Annotated in this window: 30 protein-coding genes; 13 read left to right on the forward strand and 17 right to left on the reverse strand. The window is 34.6% G+C overall.

The genetic code is table 11. The features are described 5' to 3' along the window. Positions 1-267: 267 nt before the first annotated feature. Genes SJPD1_RS04675 through SJPD1_RS04685 form a run of 3 tightly spaced genes read right to left on the reverse strand, consistent with a single transcriptional unit; the run spans position 268 to position 2,186 of the window. Positions 268-1,461: a tyrosine-type recombinase/integrase gene (locus SJPD1_RS04675; protein WP_096046190.1), complete on the reverse strand. Its 1,194-nt coding sequence runs from the start codon at positions 1,459-1,461 to the stop codon at positions 268-270. A gap of 60 nt (positions 1,462-1,521) precedes the next feature. Further along, entirely contained in the window at positions 1,522-1,758 is a 237-nt protein-coding gene (locus SJPD1_RS04680; protein ID WP_226372247.1) for a hypothetical protein, read from the reverse strand. A gap of 11 nt (positions 1,759-1,769) precedes the next feature. Next, a complete protein-coding gene (locus SJPD1_RS04685) occupies positions 1,770-2,186 on the reverse strand; it encodes a hypothetical protein (RefSeq protein WP_096046192.1) in 417 nt (138 codons plus the stop codon). A 405-nt stretch (positions 2,187-2,591) separates the two neighbouring features. On the opposite strand from SJPD1_RS04685, the gene SJPD1_RS04690 reads away from it, so the two are divergent. Then, positions 2,592-3,266, forward strand: coding sequence for a helix-turn-helix domain-containing protein (locus SJPD1_RS04690; RefSeq protein WP_168171320.1), 675 nt, complete (start codon positions 2,592-2,594; stop codon positions 3,264-3,266). A gap of 26 nt (positions 3,267-3,292) precedes the next feature. On the opposite strand, the gene SJPD1_RS04695 is transcribed toward SJPD1_RS04690, so the two are convergent. From SJPD1_RS04695 to SJPD1_RS04735, 11 genes are all read right to left on the reverse strand, one after another. Next, on the reverse strand, positions 3,293-4,324 hold the full coding sequence (locus tag SJPD1_RS04695) for a hypothetical protein (protein ID WP_096046194.1): 1,032 nt from the start codon (positions 4,322-4,324) through the stop codon (positions 3,293-3,295). Further along, positions 4,321-4,851 (reverse strand): hypothetical protein, encoded by a 531-nt coding sequence (locus SJPD1_RS04700; protein ID WP_096046195.1) that lies wholly within the window; start codon positions 4,849-4,851, stop codon positions 4,321-4,323. Before SJPD1_RS04700 ends, SJPD1_RS04695 begins: the two co-directional genes overlap by 4 nt. 81 nt (positions 4,852-4,932) lie before the next feature. Continuing rightward, complete coding sequence (locus tag SJPD1_RS04705; RefSeq protein ID WP_096046196.1) at positions 4,933-5,439, reverse strand: hypothetical protein; 507 nt, start codon at positions 5,437-5,439, stop codon at positions 4,933-4,935. Between the two features lie 725 nt (positions 5,440-6,164). Further along, a complete protein-coding gene (locus SJPD1_RS14505) occupies positions 6,165-6,332 on the reverse strand; it encodes a hypothetical protein (protein ID WP_168171321.1) in 168 nt (55 codons plus the stop codon). Positions 6,333-6,483: 151 nt separating this feature from the next. Next, positions 6,484-6,669 carry a hypothetical protein gene (locus SJPD1_RS04710; RefSeq protein WP_096046197.1) on the reverse strand — a complete coding sequence of 62 codons (186 nt, stop codon included), beginning with the start codon at positions 6,667-6,669 and terminating at the stop codon, positions 6,484-6,486. Between the two features lie 3 nt (positions 6,670-6,672). Beyond that, entirely contained in the window at positions 6,673-6,882 is a 210-nt protein-coding gene (locus SJPD1_RS04715; RefSeq protein ID WP_096046198.1) for a hypothetical protein, read from the reverse strand. Next, the gene (locus SJPD1_RS14510; protein WP_168171322.1) at positions 6,875-7,042 is read right to left on the reverse strand and encodes a hypothetical protein; all 168 of its coding nucleotides are present in this window, start codon (positions 7,040-7,042) and stop codon (positions 6,875-6,877) included. Before SJPD1_RS14510 ends, SJPD1_RS04715 begins: the two co-directional genes overlap by 8 nt. Positions 7,043-7,050: 8 nt before the next feature. Continuing rightward, on the reverse strand, positions 7,051-7,281 hold the full coding sequence (locus SJPD1_RS04720; RefSeq protein WP_096046199.1) for a hypothetical protein: 231 nt from the start codon (positions 7,279-7,281) through the stop codon (positions 7,051-7,053). 11 nt (positions 7,282-7,292) lie between these two features. Further along, positions 7,293-7,475 carry a hypothetical protein gene (locus SJPD1_RS04725; RefSeq protein WP_096046200.1) on the reverse strand — a complete coding sequence of 61 codons (183 nt, stop codon included), beginning with the start codon at positions 7,473-7,475 and terminating at the stop codon, positions 7,293-7,295. Continuing rightward, positions 7,472-7,747, reverse strand: a complete 276-nt coding sequence (locus SJPD1_RS04730; protein ID WP_096046201.1) for a hypothetical protein — start codon at positions 7,745-7,747, stop codon at positions 7,472-7,474. Before SJPD1_RS04730 ends, SJPD1_RS04725 begins: the two co-directional genes overlap by 4 nt. 17 nt (positions 7,748-7,764) lie before the next feature. Continuing rightward, the gene (locus SJPD1_RS04735) at positions 7,765-8,187 is read right to left on the reverse strand and encodes a hypothetical protein (protein WP_096046202.1); all 423 of its coding nucleotides are present in this window, start codon (positions 8,185-8,187) and stop codon (positions 7,765-7,767) included. Between the two features lie 139 nt (positions 8,188-8,326). Here SJPD1_RS04735 and SJPD1_RS04740 point away from each other — a divergent pair, with 139 nt between their 5' ends. Next, positions 8,327-8,569 (forward strand): helix-turn-helix domain-containing protein, encoded by a 243-nt coding sequence (locus SJPD1_RS04740; RefSeq protein ID WP_226372248.1) that lies wholly within the window; start codon positions 8,327-8,329, stop codon positions 8,567-8,569. Beyond that, a complete protein-coding gene (locus SJPD1_RS04745; protein ID WP_168171323.1) occupies positions 8,553-8,816 on the forward strand; it encodes a HigA family addiction module antitoxin in 264 nt (87 codons plus the stop codon). Before SJPD1_RS04740 ends, SJPD1_RS04745 begins: the two co-directional genes overlap by 17 nt. 50 nt (positions 8,817-8,866) lie before the next feature. Here SJPD1_RS04745 and SJPD1_RS04750 read toward each other — a convergent pair whose 3' ends face one another. From SJPD1_RS04750 to SJPD1_RS04760, 3 genes are all read right to left on the reverse strand, one after another. Beyond that, on the reverse strand, positions 8,867-10,159 hold the full coding sequence (locus SJPD1_RS04750; protein ID WP_096046204.1) for a HipA domain-containing protein: 1,293 nt from the start codon (positions 10,157-10,159) through the stop codon (positions 8,867-8,869). After that, positions 10,149-10,412, reverse strand: a complete 264-nt coding sequence (locus SJPD1_RS04755; protein WP_096046205.1) for a helix-turn-helix domain-containing protein — start codon at positions 10,410-10,412, stop codon at positions 10,149-10,151. Before SJPD1_RS04755 ends, SJPD1_RS04750 begins: the two co-directional genes overlap by 11 nt. Positions 10,413-10,606: 194 nt before the next feature. Continuing rightward, on the reverse strand, positions 10,607-10,864 hold the full coding sequence (locus tag SJPD1_RS04760) for a helix-turn-helix transcriptional regulator (protein WP_096046206.1): 258 nt from the start codon (positions 10,862-10,864) through the stop codon (positions 10,607-10,609). Between the two features lie 176 nt (positions 10,865-11,040). Between SJPD1_RS04760 and SJPD1_RS04765 the strand changes: the two genes are divergently transcribed. From SJPD1_RS04765 to SJPD1_RS04810, 10 genes are all read left to right on the forward strand, one after another. Further along, positions 11,041-12,066 (forward strand): SHOCT domain-containing protein, encoded by a 1,026-nt coding sequence (locus SJPD1_RS04765; protein WP_168171324.1) that lies wholly within the window; start codon positions 11,041-11,043, stop codon positions 12,064-12,066. An 11-nt stretch (positions 12,067-12,077) separates the two neighbouring features. Next, complete coding sequence (locus SJPD1_RS04770) at positions 12,078-12,404, forward strand: hypothetical protein (RefSeq protein ID WP_096046208.1); 327 nt, start codon at positions 12,078-12,080, stop codon at positions 12,402-12,404. 13 nt (positions 12,405-12,417) lie between these two features. Next, positions 12,418-13,053 carry a complement resistance protein TraT gene (gene traT, locus SJPD1_RS04775; RefSeq protein ID WP_096046209.1) on the forward strand — a complete coding sequence of 212 codons (636 nt, stop codon included), beginning with the start codon at positions 12,418-12,420 and terminating at the stop codon, positions 13,051-13,053. Positions 13,054-13,086: 33 nt separating this feature from the next. Beyond that, the gene (locus SJPD1_RS04780; protein ID WP_096046210.1) at positions 13,087-13,677 is read left to right on the forward strand and encodes a hypothetical protein; all 591 of its coding nucleotides are present in this window, start codon (positions 13,087-13,089) and stop codon (positions 13,675-13,677) included. 244 nt (positions 13,678-13,921) lie between these two features. Then, the gene (locus SJPD1_RS04785; protein WP_096046211.1) at positions 13,922-15,040 is read left to right on the forward strand and encodes a metallophosphoesterase family protein; all 1,119 of its coding nucleotides are present in this window, start codon (positions 13,922-13,924) and stop codon (positions 15,038-15,040) included. Next, positions 15,027-17,396 carry an AAA family ATPase gene (locus tag SJPD1_RS04790; protein WP_096046212.1) on the forward strand — a complete coding sequence of 790 codons (2,370 nt, stop codon included), beginning with the start codon at positions 15,027-15,029 and terminating at the stop codon, positions 17,394-17,396. Before SJPD1_RS04785 ends, SJPD1_RS04790 begins: the two co-directional genes overlap by 14 nt. Positions 17,397-17,440: 44 nt before the next feature. After that, on the forward strand, positions 17,441-18,238 hold the full coding sequence (locus SJPD1_RS04795) for a Hachiman antiphage defense system protein HamA (protein WP_096046213.1): 798 nt from the start codon (positions 17,441-17,443) through the stop codon (positions 18,236-18,238). Further along, positions 18,238-20,694, forward strand: a complete 2,457-nt coding sequence (locus SJPD1_RS04800; RefSeq protein ID WP_096046214.1) for a DEAD/DEAH box helicase — start codon at positions 18,238-18,240, stop codon at positions 20,692-20,694. The genes SJPD1_RS04795 and SJPD1_RS04800 overlap by 1 nt, the downstream gene beginning before the upstream one ends. Continuing rightward, on the forward strand, positions 20,681-22,177 hold the full coding sequence (locus SJPD1_RS04805; RefSeq protein WP_210394415.1) for a DUF2779 domain-containing protein: 1,497 nt from the start codon (positions 20,681-20,683) through the stop codon (positions 22,175-22,177). Before SJPD1_RS04800 ends, SJPD1_RS04805 begins: the two co-directional genes overlap by 14 nt. After that, positions 22,177-22,659, forward strand: coding sequence for a hypothetical protein (locus SJPD1_RS04810; RefSeq protein ID WP_096046215.1), 483 nt, complete (start codon positions 22,177-22,179; stop codon positions 22,657-22,659). The genes SJPD1_RS04805 and SJPD1_RS04810 overlap by 1 nt, the downstream gene beginning before the upstream one ends. Positions 22,660-22,677 lie beyond the last annotated feature (18 nt).

The following is a 22,677-nucleotide window of genomic DNA, read 5'->3' on the forward strand; positions in this document are numbered from 1 at the left end:
TGTAGGGACATACTCTTTTATGAATTAATTATAGCATAATAGGAATTCAAATGAAATATAAATATCGTATTTAAGGGGTTAGTGTAATGATAGGTATTTAAATATTTGATAGACTTCTTCTCTCATAAGCCGGAGGTCGAGGGTTCGAGTCCCTCTCTTGACACCATTCTGAAAACCCTAAATCAAGCGATTGTTGCTAACAATCAAAACTTCTGAAAAGCTTTTTAAATGTTAGTGTCACTCATAGTGTCACCAAGTAATTTCAACTTATCCATGTTTACTGTACGCATTTTCAAATAGATTAATACTTGTACTTGCGTACATTGCTTTATCTTTGAGCCATTTCGCATAATGCTCTAGGAGCATTTTAAGACTACCATGACCTAAGATGTTTGCAATTTGCTGAGGAGTAAATGCTTTACTCTCAAGTGCAGCAACTGCAAATGTATGCCTACAATTTTTAATCCCTCTATATTCGATGCCACAGTCTACTAGAAGCTTATACCACTTAGTGTTTTGTCTCAGAACTTTTCCATCTTTAACAAGAATCCTATTTCCTCTAATATCTTTGATATCTTCAAAATTTTTACCATCTATTCCAGAAAATAGCCAAAGAGAAGTTTTTCTCTTAGCTTCCCGTATAAGATTTTCAAAATGAGCCATTGAAGCATCAAAGAGAGGTATAGTACGATCTCTATAGACAGTCTTTGTTTCTTTGATCTTACCTTTTGTGATATCTCGACGAATTGTAATTGAACGTTTTACAAGATCAATATCTCCAATTTGAAGTCCAATAATCTCGCTAGGTGACATACCTTGATTAAAAGCTATACCTAAATAATCATATAGGTATAATCCATATTCAGTATTTTGAGCCTCTTTAAGAAGCGTATTAACCTCATAAGGTGAAAATGGCTTGACCACATCAAGATCTCTTTTTACCACTTCTTTTAGTTTGATTTCATAGGTGAAATTTCGATCAATTGCCTCGCCATCAACAGCAATCTCAAAAACACCATGAAATACACGGAGGTATTTGTTTTTAGTGTTTTTTGATATCTCATTTTTTGTTTGTGTATTTTTTAAAGAATTTAGAAATTGTTTAATTTCTAGCTTGGTTATACTAGCAATGCTTTTTTCCCCAAATTCTGTAAGAATGCGATTCACACGATACTCAATATTCTGATAATCATGCCATTTTTCGTAATCTTTTAAGAAGATTTTTGCAAAATAACTAAATTCTTTAGATTGAATTTTTGTTACCTTCCTCGCTTCAAACTTTCGAGCTATCCATGCAGGCAGAAATCTAGTTTGCATGTAGGCAAGTGTTTTTTCTACTTTTTTTACACCTGTGCTTTCCTCTATCTTTGATACAGTACCATCTTTAGTTGTTATAAAATAGCGTATGTACCAAAATTTACGATTTGAGCGATTTAAGATAATCGCTCTTATATCTTCCATATTTTTCCTCCTTGATTTACAAAAGAGGATTTTGAAGTACTGACAAATAACATAGTTATTTTATCGTTTTTGCGCGCGAGATAAAAGCTCATCAAGTTCTTGATCAACTTGATGGCCTTTCATCCAATTAATTAGTGCATTTATATCCCAGAGAATTGCTTTTTTTGTCTTACTAGAAGAAGGTGGAACCAGATAATGAATGCCTTCCACTAATTCTTTGCCCATACGTTTTGTAAAATAATCATCACTTAGATCAAAAATTTCTTTGAGATTTTTTGTTTGTTTGAATGTTAACATTATGGGCTCAATTATTGATTGATAATGTTTTGATCTCTATATGATTTACTCAACGCATGAATCATATATTTCCTATCCTGCCAGTATGTACGTACAGAGCTGGCAAGAATTGAAGCTATTCGTGACAAATCATCTTTTTTCAAAGCGTAAAGTAATTTTTTGTCTCTGCCATTTTTTCGCATTTTGTGCATAGGTATGATAAGAGCTTTATACAAAACCATATGAGCCGATCGCTCAAGACATACTTCTCTATCTACAATATTAGTACATTTTGGTCGAAATAAATAATATTTGCCACAACTCACATGTTGTATCCATGTACTTAATTGATCATAATCCATATAAAGTAGTGTTTTTAGCAATTTTTGGCTAAAATTATCCCCTCCTGCGGGAGAAGGGAGATGACTGATTGGGCCGCTGAAACTCATCGTTGTCTCCTTTTATAATAATATAATATATTTAACTTTCCGTTAACGTTGTCTCACAATCAACTCTTTTTTAAACCTAGTTTGTATTTTTCCTCCCTTCCTAAATAAGTCATGCTGAAATACTATCGTTTTCTATGATGTATTGTCAATTATAATCTTTATTTTGTTTATATTTGTCTATTTTGTAATATATTTAAAACTATAATATGTTTAATTTTAATTATAATTACGTTTTAATTTATTTTTAGAACTAAAATATAGTACCTTTTATCGTTTAATTTTGATTTTAATCTCTTTTTTCATTGTTTTATTCGTAAATATAAACAAAATAACAATAATATGTTTATTTTATATCTTCATTTTGATATAATGATCGTATTAACAACTAATTTTTGGGATAGCAACATGAATGAACGACTAATTACACTCCGAAAAGCTCTCGGATTTAAGTCTCAAAAAGACTTTGGAGAGGCATTAGATATGCCTGCACGTACTATTCAAGCCTATGAACAAGGGACTTCACCCAATATCCCTTCTTCTTTTCTGCAAAAGTTGATGGGACAATTTGGCGTATCTACTGATTGGTTATTGTTAGGTCGAGGCGATATGTTTGCTAAGAATAATTTTATTATTAAAAGTTTTGAAAATTGTGAATTGTTATACGATGAATTGAATAACGAAGACATCTATAATGCTTTAGTAGGCGCATATATTCAAAAGAAAATAACGCCTTTATTTAGAGATTTAGGAGCTGAAAAATCGTTTTGGAAACAAATGGTTTATGGACATAGAGATCGTATAGGTGCTATTTTTATTCTCTTACGTACATTACAAGAATCTCAATTAAATGAGATTACCGTAGATAATGCAAAAGAAACGCTTAAAAAAATCGTCGAAAAGCATATCATTACAATCAAGGATCATATTCAATATGTATATCTTGATAAGGAGAATTTACTGAAAGCTATTGAAAAATTAGATGATATTGGATGTTTTTTAATTTTAACCAATGCCCCAAAAATCGCTGGGTCACTTTTACCTTTTTTGAAAGAAGCTCATATCAAGGCACTTACAAATTAATATTCAAATTTAGTGACAATCGAGCATTACCGAAGGTAATGCTCCGTAATACTCGCCCGTTCATGTTTCATCTCCCAACTTACTTGCTGCAATGCTTGATCATAGGTTAATCCTCCAATCACTTGAATATTTGTAAAACGTTCCCTAGCAAAGTTCCATCTAAAGCCATGACTGCCTTGATACTCTTGATTGGTGATTTGCGCAGCCTCTTTAAGAGCCGCTCTATATTTGTTAACATCGATGCAAAAAACATCATTTTTTAATAAATGAGCTTTTAATTGTTGATAGGTATCAACATGCACAAGTAAGATTCCAGGTTTTCCACCTTTTTCTATGTCAAATATACGGCCTTTTTGCATGGCTTCTAAACTATCGTATTCTATTCCTTGCAGTTGTTCTACTTTACAAACTACATCATCTATTCGTATATAGTCAATAATATCGCCAAGTCGATTATCGTGTAGCTTTTGTGTTTTGATGCTAAGAAAAGGATCAATACGCTCAATTCCTTCTAATCTTGCTCCACTTTCATACTGAATTTTTGCAGCAAGTTTGTAGATAGGATCTGTGATTGTGTCAATAAGAGCTTGTGGATCAGTATAGGCTCTGCAAAAGGTTGGCTCATCACTTGTTTCTACTACCAGTAGATTCTTACGTGCTTCATCAAGAATTTCATGACGAATTGAAAAATCATACTCTCTATCGTGGATTGCACCATCATGTGAGCTTTCAAGGAAATATTTTGCATTGAGCTTACGCAAGGCTGTCTCTAATTTTCCTAACGCGCTCGATATGAGTTCTAGGCGCTGTTCGCTAATATGCTGATACGCTTTAAAATACATATAGTGTACGATATGCTTCTCATTCAACTTTTGTAGGTCTTTGAGTGCAAAATTTTCTTTGGCATATATCCCGAGTTCGTTCCAAACTTCTCTGTATGTTTTAAGTGTTTCAGTATTTGCTATAAAACCTGTAGATTTTTGCTCACGTTTTGACATTCCTGGAGAAAAGAGAACTTTGGCGAGTTCTCCTGTTTGATAATGTATTGAGCCTCTCATTCTGGTATCCTCAGTGTAAAACTCTTGCCACTATAATTGCATTTAACATCGCCTGGAAAATAATCTTCCTCTTTGATCTCACCTTTATGTAGATAGTTATTCAGAACCCTTACGATGATGCAACATTCTAGTTTGGAGAAACTCTGCGTAAAGACAAAGCTATTAGTTTTTAAATCATATACTTCCATCAAAAGATCATGCTCTTTTATCTTTCCATAGTAAAGTTTTACACCATAGCCTTCTTTTTTATTTAAAATGAGATGCTCTTGTTCACTGCGCAGACGATTGTGTACGTAAGCAATGATAATTTCATGAAAATGGTGGATAAAAAAGCCACTTACAAGGCGTGTGTTTCCCCAAGAAATGGCCTCAAGAATAAAATGATCTCGAGATTTTACAAGCAATTGAGCCTTTAACACTTTGCCGTAATTACTAACCTCTGTAGGGATAATTCTATTTTCTGGAATTTCAATTCTTTCTGCTTCCAGATACAACTCATGAATAAGAGGGATCTTAACACTAGACATACTAACTCCTTTTAAGATAATTAAAATTTGGTATAAAACATAATGCTTTATAGATACTATTCGTTTTGCAATGATGGACTTTTAAAAAATGCTGTTTTCTTGCAAAGAGATAGCCTTAAGATCTTCAACCTTTTGTTTTATTTTTGGATAGATTTTGCAGATATACGTTCTATCAACTTTTAATTTCTTTGATTTTGCGAGGTAGTGACAAATCTGAGAATAGCTTTGTCCATTTTCCTCTTTTAACTGATAAATAAGGGGTGCATATTGATCAAGCAGTTTGGAGCGTTTTTGGGGACTTCTTTTTTTAGATTTATCGAACATTTTTAGTTGCAGTTTGTTTTTTTCATTCAGGCTATCAAGTTCTCTAGAGTTCTTTTTAACTGAACCAATCGTTAACGTATCATAATAGTTTTCAAGAACAAACAGCAATGCTTGATGGTAAAGCATTGAACGATTAAGACCTTCAGTGTTTCTACTTTTCAGGGTGTAAAAACGTTCAAATGTTTTTTCTAGCGCTTCCTGCTGGAGAGGCTCTGGCATTCTGGCATAAAAATGCAACAACTGTTTAGAAGAAATTGGTTTCATAGTAGTATCCTTTTTTTAATTGAGATACTACTATTCGTTTTTGTTTTGAAATGAAATACAAAACGTTGAAAAAATCGTTGAATTTAGCCGTTGAATTCAAAAATTAAATTCAACGTATACTGTTTTTTAAAAGATCGATAGAGTGGTACTTTTCAACACTTCAAACTGCTCTTTTCTCTTCATACCAAAACGGGTAAAAATGCAAGAGCATCTTTTTTTGGTGCTATACTTTCACCATCTTCTAATTTAGAGATTCTTGTTATATAGCTTACTTAGCTATGGGTTGTAATGCATTGAGCATTCGCCCACTTTTTATGCACACGAGCTGCATAAAAAACGCTAACCTTCGTTTAAAAAGGGGATAAGGGGTTACCTTATCAAGCACGATGCAATGCTATAAAAGTGCAGATTGTATTCAACGATTTATCGGTCGCTACAACCGGAAGTGTAGAAAAAATTATTTAACGCTATATACTCTAGAAGTTTTTGTATAAAATGAGTGGGTGTATGCTACAAGCAATCTAATATGATTTTAGGTCAATGGTTTGCAAAATCTAAATATTCTTTTGCTGACTCCATTAAAGCAATTTCATTCTGATAAATTGCCATTAAATCTTCATTGCCAGCAATAGTAACAAGTGTATTTTTAAATGTCTCAATATGCTCTTGGGATAAAGCTTCAGATGAAATGCATGCTTGAAAGAAATCTGGTATCTTTGAGACTCTTACTGCATATCAAAGATATCTCTTGTATTACCTCTATGCGCTCGGTAATAAATCTTTTTCACCAAAATTTCTTCAACTCTTTCTATATAGATATCCTCAAAACCCCAAATAGAAGTTAAAATACGACCTTGTGGCATTCTTGTCAAACGAAGTGCACTTTTGGACATGTATCGCTTTGGTAGAAGTCTAAATGATAGATATAGCTTAAAAAATATCTGTACATTTTAACACTTCGTCTGACAGCTAAACCTATGGCAAGTATTCACTGATCTCAATTCCCATAAAATGACTCCTTTTAATTTACGCTAATTGTTGATGCTAAACTTTGTGCACTCTCTTATATCTTCTAAGCTGTGGATTCTTCCACCTATGGGTATGATAACTACGGCTAAAATGGATTAATGCTTTATGCATTAATGCAGATACACCACACTTGAGTATCTTGGCAGTACGTTGCATCTCTTGTCTCTCTTTGAGACTCATAATGATCTGTATACGTTTCATAGATCAATCCTTCTTCTTCCCAAAGAGTGTATACGCCTCAAATGCAATCTTGGCAATCACCTCTTTAGGAAGATGCAGCTCTTGGCTTAGCTCCTCTAAGAGTGTTTGTGCTTTTAACGAAAGCTTCGATTCATCCAAACGAAACTCACTACTTGCTTTAATCTTCTTCGTAAGCTTCTCCATCTTCTGCTCCATAGGTTGCTTTTTAGCCATGACGGAGCCTTTTAACATAAAGACGAACGGCTTGAAACAGAGAAGCTCTTTGAACATAAGCTGCTGAAAAAGGCATAAACGCCAAATGTTTGCTTCTTAGACTTCGGATCTTCATCATGTGTTGTCCATTAGGGCTATAGGTATATGATTGTTGTTTCATCGCATCTCCTAAAACCAACGATTCAGCCACTGCTGAAACAAAGTTGACTGACTAAAATAGTCAATCAATCCAGCGAGGAGGGCAAAGAGAACCAATAGTCCTAAAAAAGCAAGTTCTGTGTTACTTATTCCTTTATGATAAAGAAGATAAGCCCCTAAGAGTAAAAAGAGTGAATAACCATATTTCGCTGTTTCTCTCTTTCTTGGAGAAGGAAGTGTCATTCCATTACGATGTATCATGACATACTCCTCTAACTTAACACTGCAAGATAGAGCAGGATAAGTATTCCAAGAACCATAAATCCTAAGCCATAGGTTTTTAAAGCAACACTGACTCTAAAACTCTTTGGATGAAACATCACAGGAAGCTTTAGCATGAGCATCATCATTAAACACGCAATCAGTACATAAGTGTAATTGGTATGTTGATTCATTGCTCATCCTTCATCTTTTTATAGACTTCCTCTGCAACATCTCGTGCAAAGAGTTTTTGCTCAATCCTCTTGATCTCTAAACACAGAGGTCTAATCCAAAGATACAGTGCTGTGGCAATGCATGCAATGACACAGCACATAATAAGAAGATCACTGGTAAAAAGATTCGAATCCCCCCGTGAGATTCCTCCCCCTTCCTCATTAGGTGATAATGTTTGAGTAGTGGTTGTATTCATTTCTTTGTTATGTTTCAGAAGAATATAGGATGACATAGCTCTTTTCTCCTTACTTAATTGTGATTGTTAATGCAATAGGTTGGTTTGGTTTCAGAGAACAGAGCCAACAGTCCTAATACAATAATCGCACCAACAACCGCAAGTGCTGAGAGAATGCCTATTTGAAACAAAGAACCAAGGAGTCCTATTGTCCAAGAGCTCTTTTTACAATTGTGATAGATAATCCAACAAAGACCTATCACTCCAAAGCTTATGAGTAAGATACCATTGAGAATATCTCCACCACTGCTTTGTGCACTTAGAAACCATTGAATCCCAAAGTAGAGTAATCCATCACATAAACCAATGAGAAGATAGTTACTCCAATCAAAGAACTGATAACGATAGGTTCTATACACATACCCATCAAACTTCTCCACTAAGAACCAAATGAATCCTAATCCTAATACCCCACCGATAAATGATAAAACGCTCATGTTCGTATCCTCTTGTTTTTTTTAGATACGAAAATTATAGAAAAAGAGAGAAGAAAAAGCAAATCAAAGAATATTTTAAAACATATCTATATATAATTAAATATATTTCAATAAATACATAAAAGAAGGAAAAAGTCAAGTGGAGAAAATCTATCAACGAGAGCGACTGAACACCCTTTTTAAACACGCAGGACTGAGTAAAAAAGAGTTTGCAGCACTGTTAAGCATTCATTACCAAAGTGTCAATGCATGGGAATCTACTCAACCTGCTCCTTATTGGGCATGGAGTTGGTTAGAGAATTATGCTAAGGCTAGGTTCTTTGATAAGATGATGGAATTAGGTCAAGCATTACATGGGAGAGTTGATGAACGTGATGCATAGAGAACCTACTCATCCTGGTGTCTTTTTAGAGGAAGATTATCTTAACCCTCTTGGATTAACGCATGAAGAAGCTGCAAGGCTTTTAGGGATAGATATCTCTATGTTAGACGCTTTACTCCACAAAGAGCTTAGTGTATCTCAAGAGCTTGCCATGCGTTTGGAGAGGGTCTTTAAGACAGAGTGGGAGTTCTGGATGAATGCTCAAAGAGCGCATGATGGGTGGAAGGATGAAATAAAAACTCAATAGTATAATGACATACTCAAGTTTTCTAAACTATGCATACCCTAAATGATAGTTCAAAAATATTCTGAAAAATTAGTGCGTTTGAACTCTTCAACCACCTTTTGTAAATGATCCATACGTATTGTAACATCGTGTATGTACTTTTCATAAAAAATAGCGTTGATCTCTTTGATGTTTGTGAGAGCATTTTTGTTTTCCAACTCTTTTTTAATATTCGTTGCGATGGTATTAAAGCTTAACACTAATTGCTGTTGTTTAATATTTAGAGTATGACAATGGGTTGCTAAATCATAAGGCTTAACGTTTTCAATTTCAAATTCATCACCAATTGCCATCGCTAAATCTTGATCATAGGTATCGTATAGTTTTACGTTGACAATATCATAGAAGGGGGCTAGGGTTAAAGTTGATTTGTGCACAAAAAAAGAGATGTTTTTTCCATGAGCATCGCTATTACCAAGACATAAATTGACAAGTGACCAATCCAGCAGTGCCTTTTTAAACAAGACGGGAATGTCCATTTTTGTTTCATTTTGAATCAATTTTCTAAAACTGGCACCTTGCCTAATGTTTTGGACATCGCGTGCACTTCCAAAATTTCTTTCATACTTATAGCTTGGTGCTAACGATAGAAGTTGACATCCATCTATGACATGTAACTTTTGAACCTCAGTGCCATTGGCTAGAATTTTTCGATCAAATCGTTCAACCACTAAGACAGGCTCATGATCGAAGAAATTAATCTGTGCCTTAGTGACAACTAATCCTGCTTTTTTCGCAAGATGTAAGGATAGAAACTCATTTAATACCAAATGCGTATTGCTCGTATCAAATTTTAAGATGTGTGTGGAAGCAAGGTTGCCTTCTGCAAACCCAAATTTCCCATTTAAAATAGCGATAGGAAGCTTTTCTTGCACACCTGCTAATGAGAGTCTTACTTTGCCATCCCAAATGGTAATGGGAGTATTTTTCCTCTCTTTAATACGCACTCTCAGCTCTTCTTTACTCACCTCTCGAAAGCTTGTTTCGATAAATCCTGATGTCCCAAAGGATAATGCACCTGATGTCTCGTTACCAATAGCGTGCAAGAGGGCAAAAGGATTTGCTTTACTGATATGAAAAAGCTTACTAAGCGCTTCAAGTCCATCTCCTTCTGGTAATAAGTTCAAAATGAATTTTTTGACATTTCTTTTATCAATGGCTTCGTGTAAAGGTAAAAAAGGAGAGAGTGCGAATCCTTGTTGTTTCCATTCATCCGTATAGAGTAAATCTAAATCATCATTATTGGATAACGTGAGCTTAGCAATCACTTTGTTATTGTAAAAAATATTCATGCTAGAGCTCATCACTATTGCCTTTGATTGTAAATTGAATCTCAATGCCTAGAGCATTAGCAACTTTTAATGCATTATTCAGTCCTACAGCTTCATTGCCTTTTTCAATTTTATCCATGGTTCGCTCATTAATATTGCATAAATTGGCGGCTAATTGCCTTGTTAATCCTAGTGAAGTGCGTCTATACTGAACAGCTTTCCCAAAATCCTTAGAACAGGTAAGATGCTCAGAATCAGGTTCCTGACTTATTTTAACTTTCTTCATAAGGTTCCTTTATAAACTGTACTATTGTGTAGTTATATCATATTTATATTAAAAGTATTTTAAAAAAAGCATATTCATACATTTTTATAAAAACATAGATTAATTATTGTTTAAAAAGTATATAGTTGTACATGTTTAGAGCAGAGTGGATGAATAAAACTTAGGAGTGCTATGAAGTAAAGCGTAACATAAATCTACACTTCTTTAAACAGCTCCTCAATACTGACATCAAACAATTTAGAGAGTCTAAACAGATGTGAGATATTAAAATGCTTTCCATGGGCATAGTTCTCCATATTGGCATAAAAGCCAGGCGCTTTTTGCCCAATAGAGAGTGCAACTTCGAGTTGACTCATCTTTTTTTCTTTACGAAGACGCTTCACATTATTCGAAATGATTCTAAAAAACGCATCTTCCTCTTCTTCGGTAACAATATTTGGAATATTGAACATTTTTATCCCTATAGATAATTTTTCTATAAGGTTAGTTGGATTATAGTTTTCCTTCAATCCTCTATGGAGATACTTTCTATAGGAATATATTTAAAACCATACAGTTTGGTGAAAATACTACTCTTAAAGTAAACAGTGAAAAGAGATTGATCATTTTAAGACACAAAAGGATGGCTATGAAGTATTGGGGGCATGTTATTTCAGTAAGTATGGCAGTTATATTAAGTGGTTGTGCATCATCGTATTCTGATAGTGGCACCTTTATTCCAAGTCCTAAAGACGTTGGAAATATGTTATCTAAAAAAGAGACTCCGCAAGAGTTGATTGCTAAAAGTCAAGATAAGGAATTAACCAAAACCTTCGTAGAGGGTAAATTCACAAAAGTGACCAGTATTAATGCACTGCCTTATGGATTATCCTTAGAGTGTAAACGCTTGTATGAAACCGATAGTTTTATTTATCTGAGTAAATCACGTCAATTTTATAGAGATCTAGCCGCTGATTTTTTACAAGATGATGTTGCAAAAGCCTATATTGATACCATTCAAAAAAGAGGCAATGGATATAGTATTTATAACGGGGAGGGTAATCAAGCACTTCTAAAAGCTTATGTGGGTGGCGCCCTTAAAGAAAACACTAAAACTGAAATCTACATGTACGACTCTGACTTTGCGATTGTTGAGTATAACAAGGCAGGCGAGAAAGTCAGTGCCTTAATTAGACAAGCACGCATTGAGCCAAGTCAATTAGGTTCAGCAATGGGACATAATGATCCAGCTGTGACCATTCATCAAAATATTTTCGTACTCTTTGCGGGAGAAATGAAAAAAGTAGCACTGAATTTAAACAATGCTACCTTGCAAAACAATCTCTATAAGAGTGTTGGACTAGAGGCCTCTTCTCCAACTTCAACACAAACAGCCACATCACCTTCAACTTCCAAAGCCGATAAGATCCAAGAGTTGCATGAGCTCTACAAATCAGGAGCTCTGAGTGAAGATGAATATAACAAAGAAAAAACAAAAATACTCAACAGTGACGCAACCCCAACTACGCCAACATCTACTACTCCTTCAAACCCTTATGTTGGTACACCGATGGAAGCAATGCTCGTTCAAAAGTTCAATCAACAAAATGGTACCAATTTTACCAGTATGAAAGAGATTCAAGAGTATGCCATTGCTAAAAAGCAACAACAATAAAAGGAAGTGATATGAAAAAATTATTAATAGTAGGGGGCATTCTCCTTGCTAGTAACATTTATGCAGGGGATAAAGTCATTATTAGTGGTAATACCAATTATCCAACAGCTTCAGGATGCGTCTCAAAAGCAGATAACGCTAAAAAGAGTGATTGTGTTTTATTAGCCAATGGAACGTTAGGGGAAGTGGTTGAATGGGATGCCAAATACTCTAAAGAAGGTAAAGGTATTTTTGCACAAGTGGATATGTTTACACTCAATAAAGTTTCTATCCTAACTGGTCCAGCCACAGGGAAAGTAGTGTACGTAGATCATGTTTATCTCACCCTCAAAAATTAAATAAAGCTATTCTATGAAAAGCTTTATTTGTGCAATAGCATTTATGGCTACTATCACACTGTCTTTGAGTGGTTGTGCAACATCGACGCTTCAAACTCAAGCCAAGATGACACGAACCATCTCTCTAAGCCCTGATCAGCTTAAAGAAAAGAGTGTTTATCTCAGAGTCACTGGGACTCAGGCTAGCAAGATTGAGTTAGAAGCACCTTTAAAAAAAGCTTTGCAAGATCGAGGTGTTCATATTGTGGATAACGCCGATGAGGCACGGTTCTATTTACATGTCAATACACTCTTTGCAGATAACCTCAAAGAAGCAGCAAGATTAGATGTGGCACTCTTTGGTGGTGTCGCAGCGGGTGCTATTGCTACTGTGAATAACAGTGGAGGGGATAGTCTTCTTATTGGAGTTGGTGTTGCTCTTGCTATGGGTGTTGCAGATCGTGCACTCGCCGATGAAACTTATAGGGCAGTGATTAGTGTGAATCTTAAAGAGAGAATTACGCCAGAAGGTAATTCACCATGGAGTCATACAAAAGAAGATGAGACACGTCTTTTTATAGAGGCAGTACGAATGGGTCTGAATCTTGAAGAGGCTAAGCCTATCATGGAAGACAAAGCAGTCTATCAGATTGCAGAAATATTTAAATAATCACAACAGATAAAATCAAATCAAGGATCTCGAATGTTCTCTAAATCACTTTTCGTTTCAGGAAGTCTAAGTCTACTAGCAATATTAACCCTCAGTGGATGTGGTAGTGCTCCCTATGCAGCAGGACTCAGTTCAGAGTTACCTATGCCCAATGATGTACCGGGTAAAATCTTCTATGTAGAAGGTAAAGAAGCATGGCGTTCACCTTCTGGTGGATACAATGCAAAAACCAGAAATATCCATATCTTACAAAACACAGCAGATTTAACCCTCAGTGAAGGGTATCGTTACTTCTCGTTTGAAAGACCAATAGAGCTTAGTAACTTTGATGGAAATATGATCAATACTGCCAAAGAGTTTATTGATAAATGTACACCTTCAGAAGGGCAGATATTAGATATTGGTAATGCACGCTGTGGACTAAATGGAACAGCTATGAAAGCAAGTGTACTGTTTGTTGCATTTAAAGAAGCGCCTAAAACCATTCTCTCTTATGATGCTAAGGAAGTAAAAGCCTACTTACAAGAGAATAAGCTTTACCGTGAAGATAGCTATGAAGTCAATGAAGAAGCGGTTGCTAAACTTTTCCAAAAACAGACAAAAATACCACAAAAGAAACAGTGATTTAACAAGTATTAACTTATCATTGAGGTATGGTTTAAGCTAAGAGTCTATACTTTCACTTGTAAGACACATACCTCCTTTCTGTAAATAACCTACCAATTTTTTAAGATCAACGCTCGGATTGCCCGGTTCGAGCGTTTCTTTTTCTTCCAAATATCTTAAATACTTCCTTTTTCATCACAAATTTCTTCTAACCGGTAATATTATTGGCTATAATCGAATGAATTAATCATAAAGAAGTATCGTGAAACTGATTCATTTTTCGGACACGCATTTAGGCTTTAACGATTTAGATGTCATCAATGAGCTAGGCATTAACCAGCGAGAGGCTGATTTTTACGATGCTTTTACGCAGGTCATTGAACAAATCAAAGTAATAAAACCTGACTACATCATCCACACAGGTGATCTCTTTCACCGCCCATCCCCAAGTAACCGAGCCATCACCTTTGCCCTTGAGCAATTCAAAATCATCGAAGCGCTGAATATCCCCTTTATCATGATAGCGGGCAATCACAGCACGCCACGCACCAATTTAAGCTCTCCCATCCTCAAAATATTTGAAAACTTTAAAAACGTTTATGTCTCATACAATCAAGAGTACAAAAAGATAGAGTTCGACGATGTCATTTTTCATACCTTACCGCATATGCACGATGAGAGCAAAGCCCTCTCTCAAATCGAGCTGTGCGAAGCAAACCTCGATGACACAAAACGCAACATCATGATGCTTCACTGTTCTGTAGGTGCGCACTATCTGATGGCAGAGTTTGGCGAGTGGGTGTATCCGCACGATAAAGAGAGCCTTTTTTCTAAAATGGATTATGTCGCTCTTGGGCATTGGCATGGCTTTGGAAAAGTCGGCAAGCACGAAAATGTTTACTATGCAGGCTCCACCGAGCGAACAAATTTAAATGACAAACGAAACTCCAAAGGTTTTCTTGAAGTTACACTGGATGAATCTTTACATGTAAACTACCATGAGATAGCTATACGCCCGATTAAAACCTACGAGATTGATTGTGAAGACTATGAACACTCAGTTGAGGCTTTACATGTAAACGATATAAAAGACGCTCTTGTCGAAGTCAAATTGACCCATCTTACCCCGTTGCAGTCCATCGACATCCAAACCCGTGATATTAAAACTCTCTTTGGCGAAGCCTTACATGTAACCATCAAAAGAGAGTTCAAACAAACCAACGGTGAAGCCACACTAAACGATATCGAAGCACTCTCATTAGAAGCGTATTTTTTAGAACACATCAAAGAAGAGAGTCAGCCTGAAGAGTTTGAGCGGCTCAAAGGCAAAATCCAAGGCTTATTTAGTGCCTACGAAGAGGTGAGCGATGATACTCTCTAAACTCCACCTTGAAAACTTCAAACGCTACACCTCCTTTGATATTGAGTTTGGCGAGGGGCTTATCGGTATCATCGGGAAAAATGGCAGTGGCAAATCGACCCTTTTTGAAGCCATTCTTTTTGCCTTATACGGCGAGCTTAGAAATAAAAAATTTAAAGAAGTCATACGAAACGCTAGTGCTAGTGATAAAGATGCTGTTGTGGTGGAGCTTGATTTTGAGTTTGAAGGTATGGCGTACAAAGTTATGCGTGAGTTTCGAGGAAAAGCCCTCAGTGCCAATGCCAAACTGTATAAAAATGGTGAGCTGACTACCAGTGGAGCGAGAGAAGTCACCATAGCTATCACAAAACTCACAAAGATGAGCAAAGATGCTTTTTTACATACCCTTTTCGCTTCTCAAAAGGAGCTGACCAGCCTCAGCACGCTTAACAAGGAAGATCGAAAAAAGATGATACGCCGTCTTTTGGGGCTTGAAAAGATAGACTTTGTGGAAAATGAACTCATCGAAAAAAGCAGAGAACTCAAACGCGACATCACCGCTTCGGCTGAGTTTCTCTTAGGCGAGGAAGAGCTCAAAAGCAAAACAGCTCTCATAAAAGAAATTACTGCCATAAAACAAGCGTTTGAAAAAGAGGTCACAACCAAAACCTTAGAGCTAGAAACCACCAAAAAACAAGAGTTACATGTAAAGCAAGAACTTGAACTTTTTGTCAAAACAAAAGAGCAAAAACAAAAGCTCATCAACGAACTTTCCCTCATCAAAAATGACATCAATACAAACATTGCCAACCAAACAAAACTCACCACAGAGCTTAAAAACTTAGAAACAAAAGCCAAAGAACTTAAAAGTTTAAGCACTGTCAAAAAAGAGTACGAATCTTTACATGTAAAGTTAAAAGAGCATGAAACTCTCAAAAATATACAGATCAAAAAAGAGGGCTTAGAAAAAGAGCAAATCCAGTTACGTGCCCAATACACCAAAGCCAAAGCAGATATCGCAACTTTGGAAGAGCAAACCAAACCGTATGAGACACTTTTAGGGCAAAAAAAAGAGCATGAAGCTTTACATGTAAAGCTAAAAACCGAACTTACAGGCAAGCAAACTGAGCAAAAAAATCTTCAAAATGAACTCTCAGCAGAACAGCGAGTGGTTTTAGACACACAACAAAAAATAACCAAGATACAAAGCTTAGGTCGAGAATCAAACTGCCCAACCTGTACAAGGCAATTGCTCGATGAGTACGACAATGTCATCGCATCCCTCAACGACATCGTGCAAAAGACGCAAAGCCAAAAGATAGACAAAACCAAAGAAAAACTTGAACTCCTCACCAAACAGATAGGAGAGCTTGAACTTCAAAAAGAACAAACCCAAAAAGCTTTACATGTAAACGAAACGGCGCTAAGTTTGATACTAAGCAAGCAAAAAGATTTGGCAAGTGCCAAAGAGCATTTTACGAAAGTAAACGAACAAGGCAAACGCAACAAAGATGAGCTAAATAAACTCGCACAACACGCTTACGATGAAGCCTTACATGTAAGCCTACAAAAAAGCTTTTTGGAGCTAAAACCAAAGTTCGAAACCGTCCTAAGTCTTGAAGCAGAACTCAAACGAGAGCAGGGCGTTCGCGAGGATTTGGCACTTACATGTAAGAGTGCAGAAGCTTTACAAGGGAGCGCAAAAGAGAAAGAACTAGAAGTTTCAAAAACACTGTACGATGAGCCAAAACACACCGCAAAACAAAGCGAATACGACGAACTGCAAAAGCAAAAAGAGAAACAATACAGCGTTATTTCAGAGCTAAAAGAGAAGATAGCCAAAAATGAGGGCGAGATAAAAACCTTGCAAAATGCTCTGGAAAATAACGAAGTCCAACTTAAAAAAGTACAGAGTAAAAAAGACGATTTGAGTGATTATGAAAAGATAAAAGTAAGCCTTAGCGAGTTTAAAACAAAACTCAACTCAAAAATAGCCCCACGCATCTCGCAAATTGCCTCCCAGATGTACGCCACCATCACCAAAGGCAAATACCAATACATCGAAGTGAACAACGACTTTGATTTTTTCATCTACGACGAGGGCAAATGCTACCCCATTGAACGCTTCAGCGGCGGCGAGATAGACCTTGCCAACTTAGTGCTTCGCATCGCCATCTCCAAAACACTGAGTGAACTCAGCGGTGCAAGTAGTGTGGGATTTTTAGCCTTCGATGAAGTCTTTGGAAGCCAAGACGAAAACCGAAGAATGCAAATCCTAGAAGCGTTTCATACCATAAAAGAACAGTATAGACAGATATTTTTGATAAGTCACGAGATGGAGATAAAAGAGATGTTTGAGAGAGTTGTGGAGTTGTGAGAAAAAGGATATAAGTTGGTAACACATAATATCAGGAAACTAATATGATATCAGGAATAGAACATCAATTTAATGGTGAATCTAATATTTTTCTAATAAATACTTTTTCAATAGAATTAGAAGAAAAAATAAGAAACTTATTGTCTTCTATTTGTCATGGAATAAGTGATGCAGAATCAGGAAGAATTGCATATAACTATAAATCTACTTTAAAAGAACTATTTGAAAGATTTAAAGGGAAAACAAATATGCAAAAAAAAGGAATGGTTGGTGAGTTATTAGCACATGTTTTAATTTTTACATATTTTGATAACTTTGATACCGTTTCTCCTTATTTTAATACTGAAGAAAGAAATGTTAAGAAAGGCTTTGATTTAGTGTTATATAATGTAATAAATTCAGAAGTATGGATTACTGAAGTAAAATCTGGACATTTGCATAAAAATAAAGATTCAAATAAAACAACAAAAGATTTATTAGGCACTGCAAAAAGAGATTTAAATAGTCGCTTAAATGAGAATAACCAAGCATTATGGATAAATGCAATAACAGGTGCTAAAAAATCTTTAGATGAATATAATGATAAAAAGAAATTAGTAAAAAATATTTTAGAAGATATACAAGACACTGTAGTAGCTAATAATGCAAGTAGTTTAGATAAAAATGTAATATTAGTCTCTAATCTATTTAACAATCTAAATGATAAAGTTAATATAAATACTGCTGAAAATTTTTCTTCATCTGTAGAAACTGAACAAATATTTAATAAACATATAATTATTTGTATACAAAAAGCAACATTAAGGAAAATACTTAGTTTTCTAGAGAGAGAGTTAATATAATGGCAAATGAAATATTAACAATTAGCGAAATTAGAAAAACAGATATTAAATATATATATGAAAAACTTGTTACTAATTCGGATTTAACAGAAAAGGAGTTATTAGCTCTATTAAAGTTAGCAGTAGTTTTTATAAATGAGAATGACATAGATACAAAAAAATTAGGATATCGAATACTGTTAATATATGCAAATAAATATGAGGACTACCGACCTTTATTTGATATTTCTATTAATGAAGGACTTTTCCCAATTTCTAAATATATTGAGACAAAAATATATGAAAACAAGAAACAAAAATCATTTATAAATTCAATTACATCAGCTTTTATGGAAAACTTTAGAAAAGATAATGTCTATTTAACTCAACAACAAAGTAACTTATATGCCTTTTTAGAAATTAATAACACCTCTACAATATCAATAGTTGCACCAACATCATATGGTAAATCAGAAATAATTATAGAAACTTTTAACAATAATTCTAATCTTAATATTTGTGTTATTGTTCCTAGTAAAGCACTTTTAGAGCAAACAAAAAACAGATTATTAAAAGCAAAAATAAAAGAAAAGATTAAAATTGTAACTTATCCAGAAATGTACAGAGATACGGATGTAAATATTTTAGCAGTATTAACACAGGAACGATTATTACGATTATTAAAGAGAAATAAAAACTTATCATTTGATATAGTATTTATTGATGAAGCTCATAATATATTAAATAAAGATGATAGGAATATGTTATTGGCATCAACAATAATAATCTTAAATAAAAGAAATCCATATACAAAATTGAGATTTTTATCTCCATTCCTTATTGATAGTAATAACTTAAAATTAGCATATACTAATTATCAAGTTAAAGAATATAAAGTGACTGAATATATAAAGTCTGAAAAACTTCATGTAATTGACTTTAGAGAAAATAAAGATAAAAAACTAAAAATTTATGATCAATTTTTAGATGATTTTTTTTATTTGGGAAATGACTCCTATTTAAATGAAATTGATTTTGTTATCAAAAATAGTTTATTAAAAAATATTATATATTTTAATAGACCTATTGATATAGAAGAGTTTACTAATAAGCTAATTCAAGTATTACCTGTTGTTAATTCCCCTAAAATTGAAAAAGTATGTGAAGAATTAAAAAAGCATTTGCATAAAGAGTATTATCTTATAGACGCAATTAAACATGGTATTATTTATCACCATGGGTCTATACCAATTTATATAAGATTATATATTGAACATTTATTTAAAAATGAAAACTCTATAAAATATGTTATTACAAGTTCAACTCTTTTAGAAGGTGTGAATATTCCAGCCGAAGCATTATTTATTTTGAATAATAAAAAAGGTAGAGGTAACTTAAAGCCATCCCATTTAAGAAATTTAATTGGAAGAGTGTCAAGATTTAGTGAAGTGTTTTCTTCTAATAGTAAAGATTTAAAACTGTTGGAACCTAAAATTTATTTAGTGGGATGTGGATATTATCAAAGTAATGCAAACATAGAAAATTTTATAAAAAAATCTATGAAAATTGATATTAAACTTAAAGATGAGACAGAAAATACTTTATTAGAAAATATTTTAATCAATGATAAAAATTTAAACGATAGATTAAAAGCAGAAAACTTTATAGAAAACTTTGAACCTGATATTATCAATAATAGAAATATAAAAATAGCAGAAACAGAAATAGGTAAATTATGTTTTGAAAATAATGTTGTAGAAATTGATATCCTTCAAAAAGAACATGAAATGAGTCGGGTTGTACAAGATTATAAAAATAGATTAATTATGATTGATAGTTCGAATGGCATTTTAAAAACAATAAGCGATACATTTGTTGACTTTTTAAAAGATGATAAAAATAATAATTTAAAAAGGTTACAAAATGAGAAGGCTAGATTGTTTTATGCAAGATTTTTGGATTGGAAAGTAGAAAGTAAATCATATAATGAGATGATTAATAGTTTTCTATATTATTGGAAATTTCTTGAAGATAATAATAAGGAGACTTTAGTATATGTAGATAGTAAATGGGGTGAAGAAATTAGAGGTGGTTATGTACCTTTATGGGTTGATATAAGAGAGAAAAGTACTAAGCAAAGAGTAAATTTAGCAATTGTACGTATTAATGACGAACAAGAGTTTTTAGATAATGTTTTGTTTAAATTTATTGATATTTTATATGAGTTAGAAATAATAGAGATATTTTTTTATTATAAAATAAAATATGGAACCGAAGATTTAAGAAAAATTATATTAATGAAAAATGGTGTTAGTTATAGTTTGTCCCATTTATTGGTTGATAATTATTTACAGTATGTTGATATAAATGTAGAAAATGAATTTTTTAATATTTCAACTCAAATAGTCAATGCTATGTTATTAAATGATGAAAATGATATTATGATGTTTGAAGTAAAACAACATGTTTCAAACTAATTTAACCCTCTCCAAATCCCTCTACACCCGAGCCATCCAATGCCCAAAATCTCTTTGGCTGAAAAAGTACAAGCCAGAGGTTTTAACTCCTCCCGATGCCAATGCCAAAGCACGGTTTGAGACGGGTAATATCGTGGGAGATTTGGCGTGTGGATTATTTCCTGATGGACGCGAAATTCCTTTTGATGCACACGATTTTAAAAGCATGGCGAGGCTGACCCAAGCGTATCTTGATGAGGGTGTGGAGAACATCTACGAGGCGACGTTTATTTACGAGGGCATCGTGGTGATGGTGGACATCTTGCGCCGAACGCCTCTTGGCTTAGAGCTGTATGAAGTGAAGAGTTCCACCGATGTGAAGCCTATCTATCTGCATGATGTTTCCATTCAGCTGTATGTTTTAGAAGCCCTTGAGTTTAGGGTTGAGGCGTGTCATGTGGTGCATATCAACTCAGGCTATGTGCGAGAAGAGGCGTTGGAGCTTGAAAAGCTTTTTGTGGTGGTGGATGTCACAGGTGAAGTGCGAGATTTGCAAGACTCTATTCCTGCAAGACTTGAAGCGTTTGAGGCGTATCTGGACGACAAAGCCCATGAGCCAAACATCGACATCGGCAAACAGTGCAATGACCCGTATGAGTGCGATGCAAAGGCGTATTGTTGGAAGTTTCAGCGACATATCCCAGAGTACAGCATCTTCAACATCTTCAATCTTGGTAGTAAAAAACAACAAGAACTTTATGCCCAAAACATCGTGGCGATTGAAGACATCCCCGAAGACTTTGCGATGACACCCATCCAATGGCAAAAGGTCGATAACTGGAAAAAGCAACATACGTTTATCGACCATGAGGCGATTGCCGAGTTTTTGGAAACACTCACCTATCCCATCTATCATCTCGACTTTGAAACCTTTCAACAAGCCATTCCTTTGTGGAGCGAGCTCAGCCCTTACAAACAAATACCGTTTCAATACTCTTTACATATAGAACACCGTGATGGCACTTTAGAGCATAAAGAATTTCTAGCAGAGGCAGGAGTTGACCCAAGACGTGCTTTGGCAGAGCAATTGGTCAAAGACATACCTTTACAGGTAAATATTCTGACATACAATATGAGCTTTGAAAAAGGCGTTATCGCCTCACTTGCACAGCTGTTTCCAGACTTACATATAAAGCTTATGCACCTCCACGAAAACATCAAAGATTTGATGCTTCCGTTCCAAAAAGGACACTATGTCACCCCAACCATGCAAGGCAGTTACTCCATCAAATACGTCCTTCCTGCACTGGTGCCTGAGATGGAATTAGCCTATAAAAAACTAGAGGGCATCCAAAACGGCGGTGACGCTATGAACGCCTTTGCATCTTTACATGTAAAGAGTTTGGAAGAACAAATGAAAGTGCGAGAACAGTTGTTGAAGTACTGTGAACTCGATACTTTGGCGATGGTGAAAGTATTGGGGAAATTAAAGGAGGAATTCTAGTGAAAAGAGATGACACAAAACTATTAATTGAGATGATGCAGACATTATTAAATGGTGGTAGTTTTAGCGTAAAAGCGTTAGAAAAAAGATATGGGACGCCAGAAAGGACTATCAGAAGCAAAATAAAAAATAATATACAGCCTCTTTTCCCTAAAATTATTGATTATGATCCATCAACAGAAAGGTGGGTAGCTAAAGAAGACTTAAGAGAGAAAACAATTTTATCTGCGAAAGAATTAATTTCTTTACAAATGATGAAGAACCATGTGTCTAATTTTAGTGATGAAATAGTCCAAGATGCTAACAAGTTATTAAATAAGTTCCAACAAGGTGTTTTTGCGAAAGAAATTATTAGAAAAATAAGAAAAGAAGAGTTGGATATAGAGCATCAAGAAATGATGATTTTACTGTTAAATGCTATACGTCAGAAAAAAAAGGTTTCATGTCTTTACAATAATAGACATCTTGCAAAACTCAAATAAAAGGCACTAAAAATGCTT

This window comes from Sulfurospirillum diekertiae, assembly GCF_002309535.1.
GTDB classification, from domain to species: domain Bacteria; phylum Campylobacterota; class Campylobacteria; order Campylobacterales; family Sulfurospirillaceae; genus Sulfurospirillum; species Sulfurospirillum diekertiae.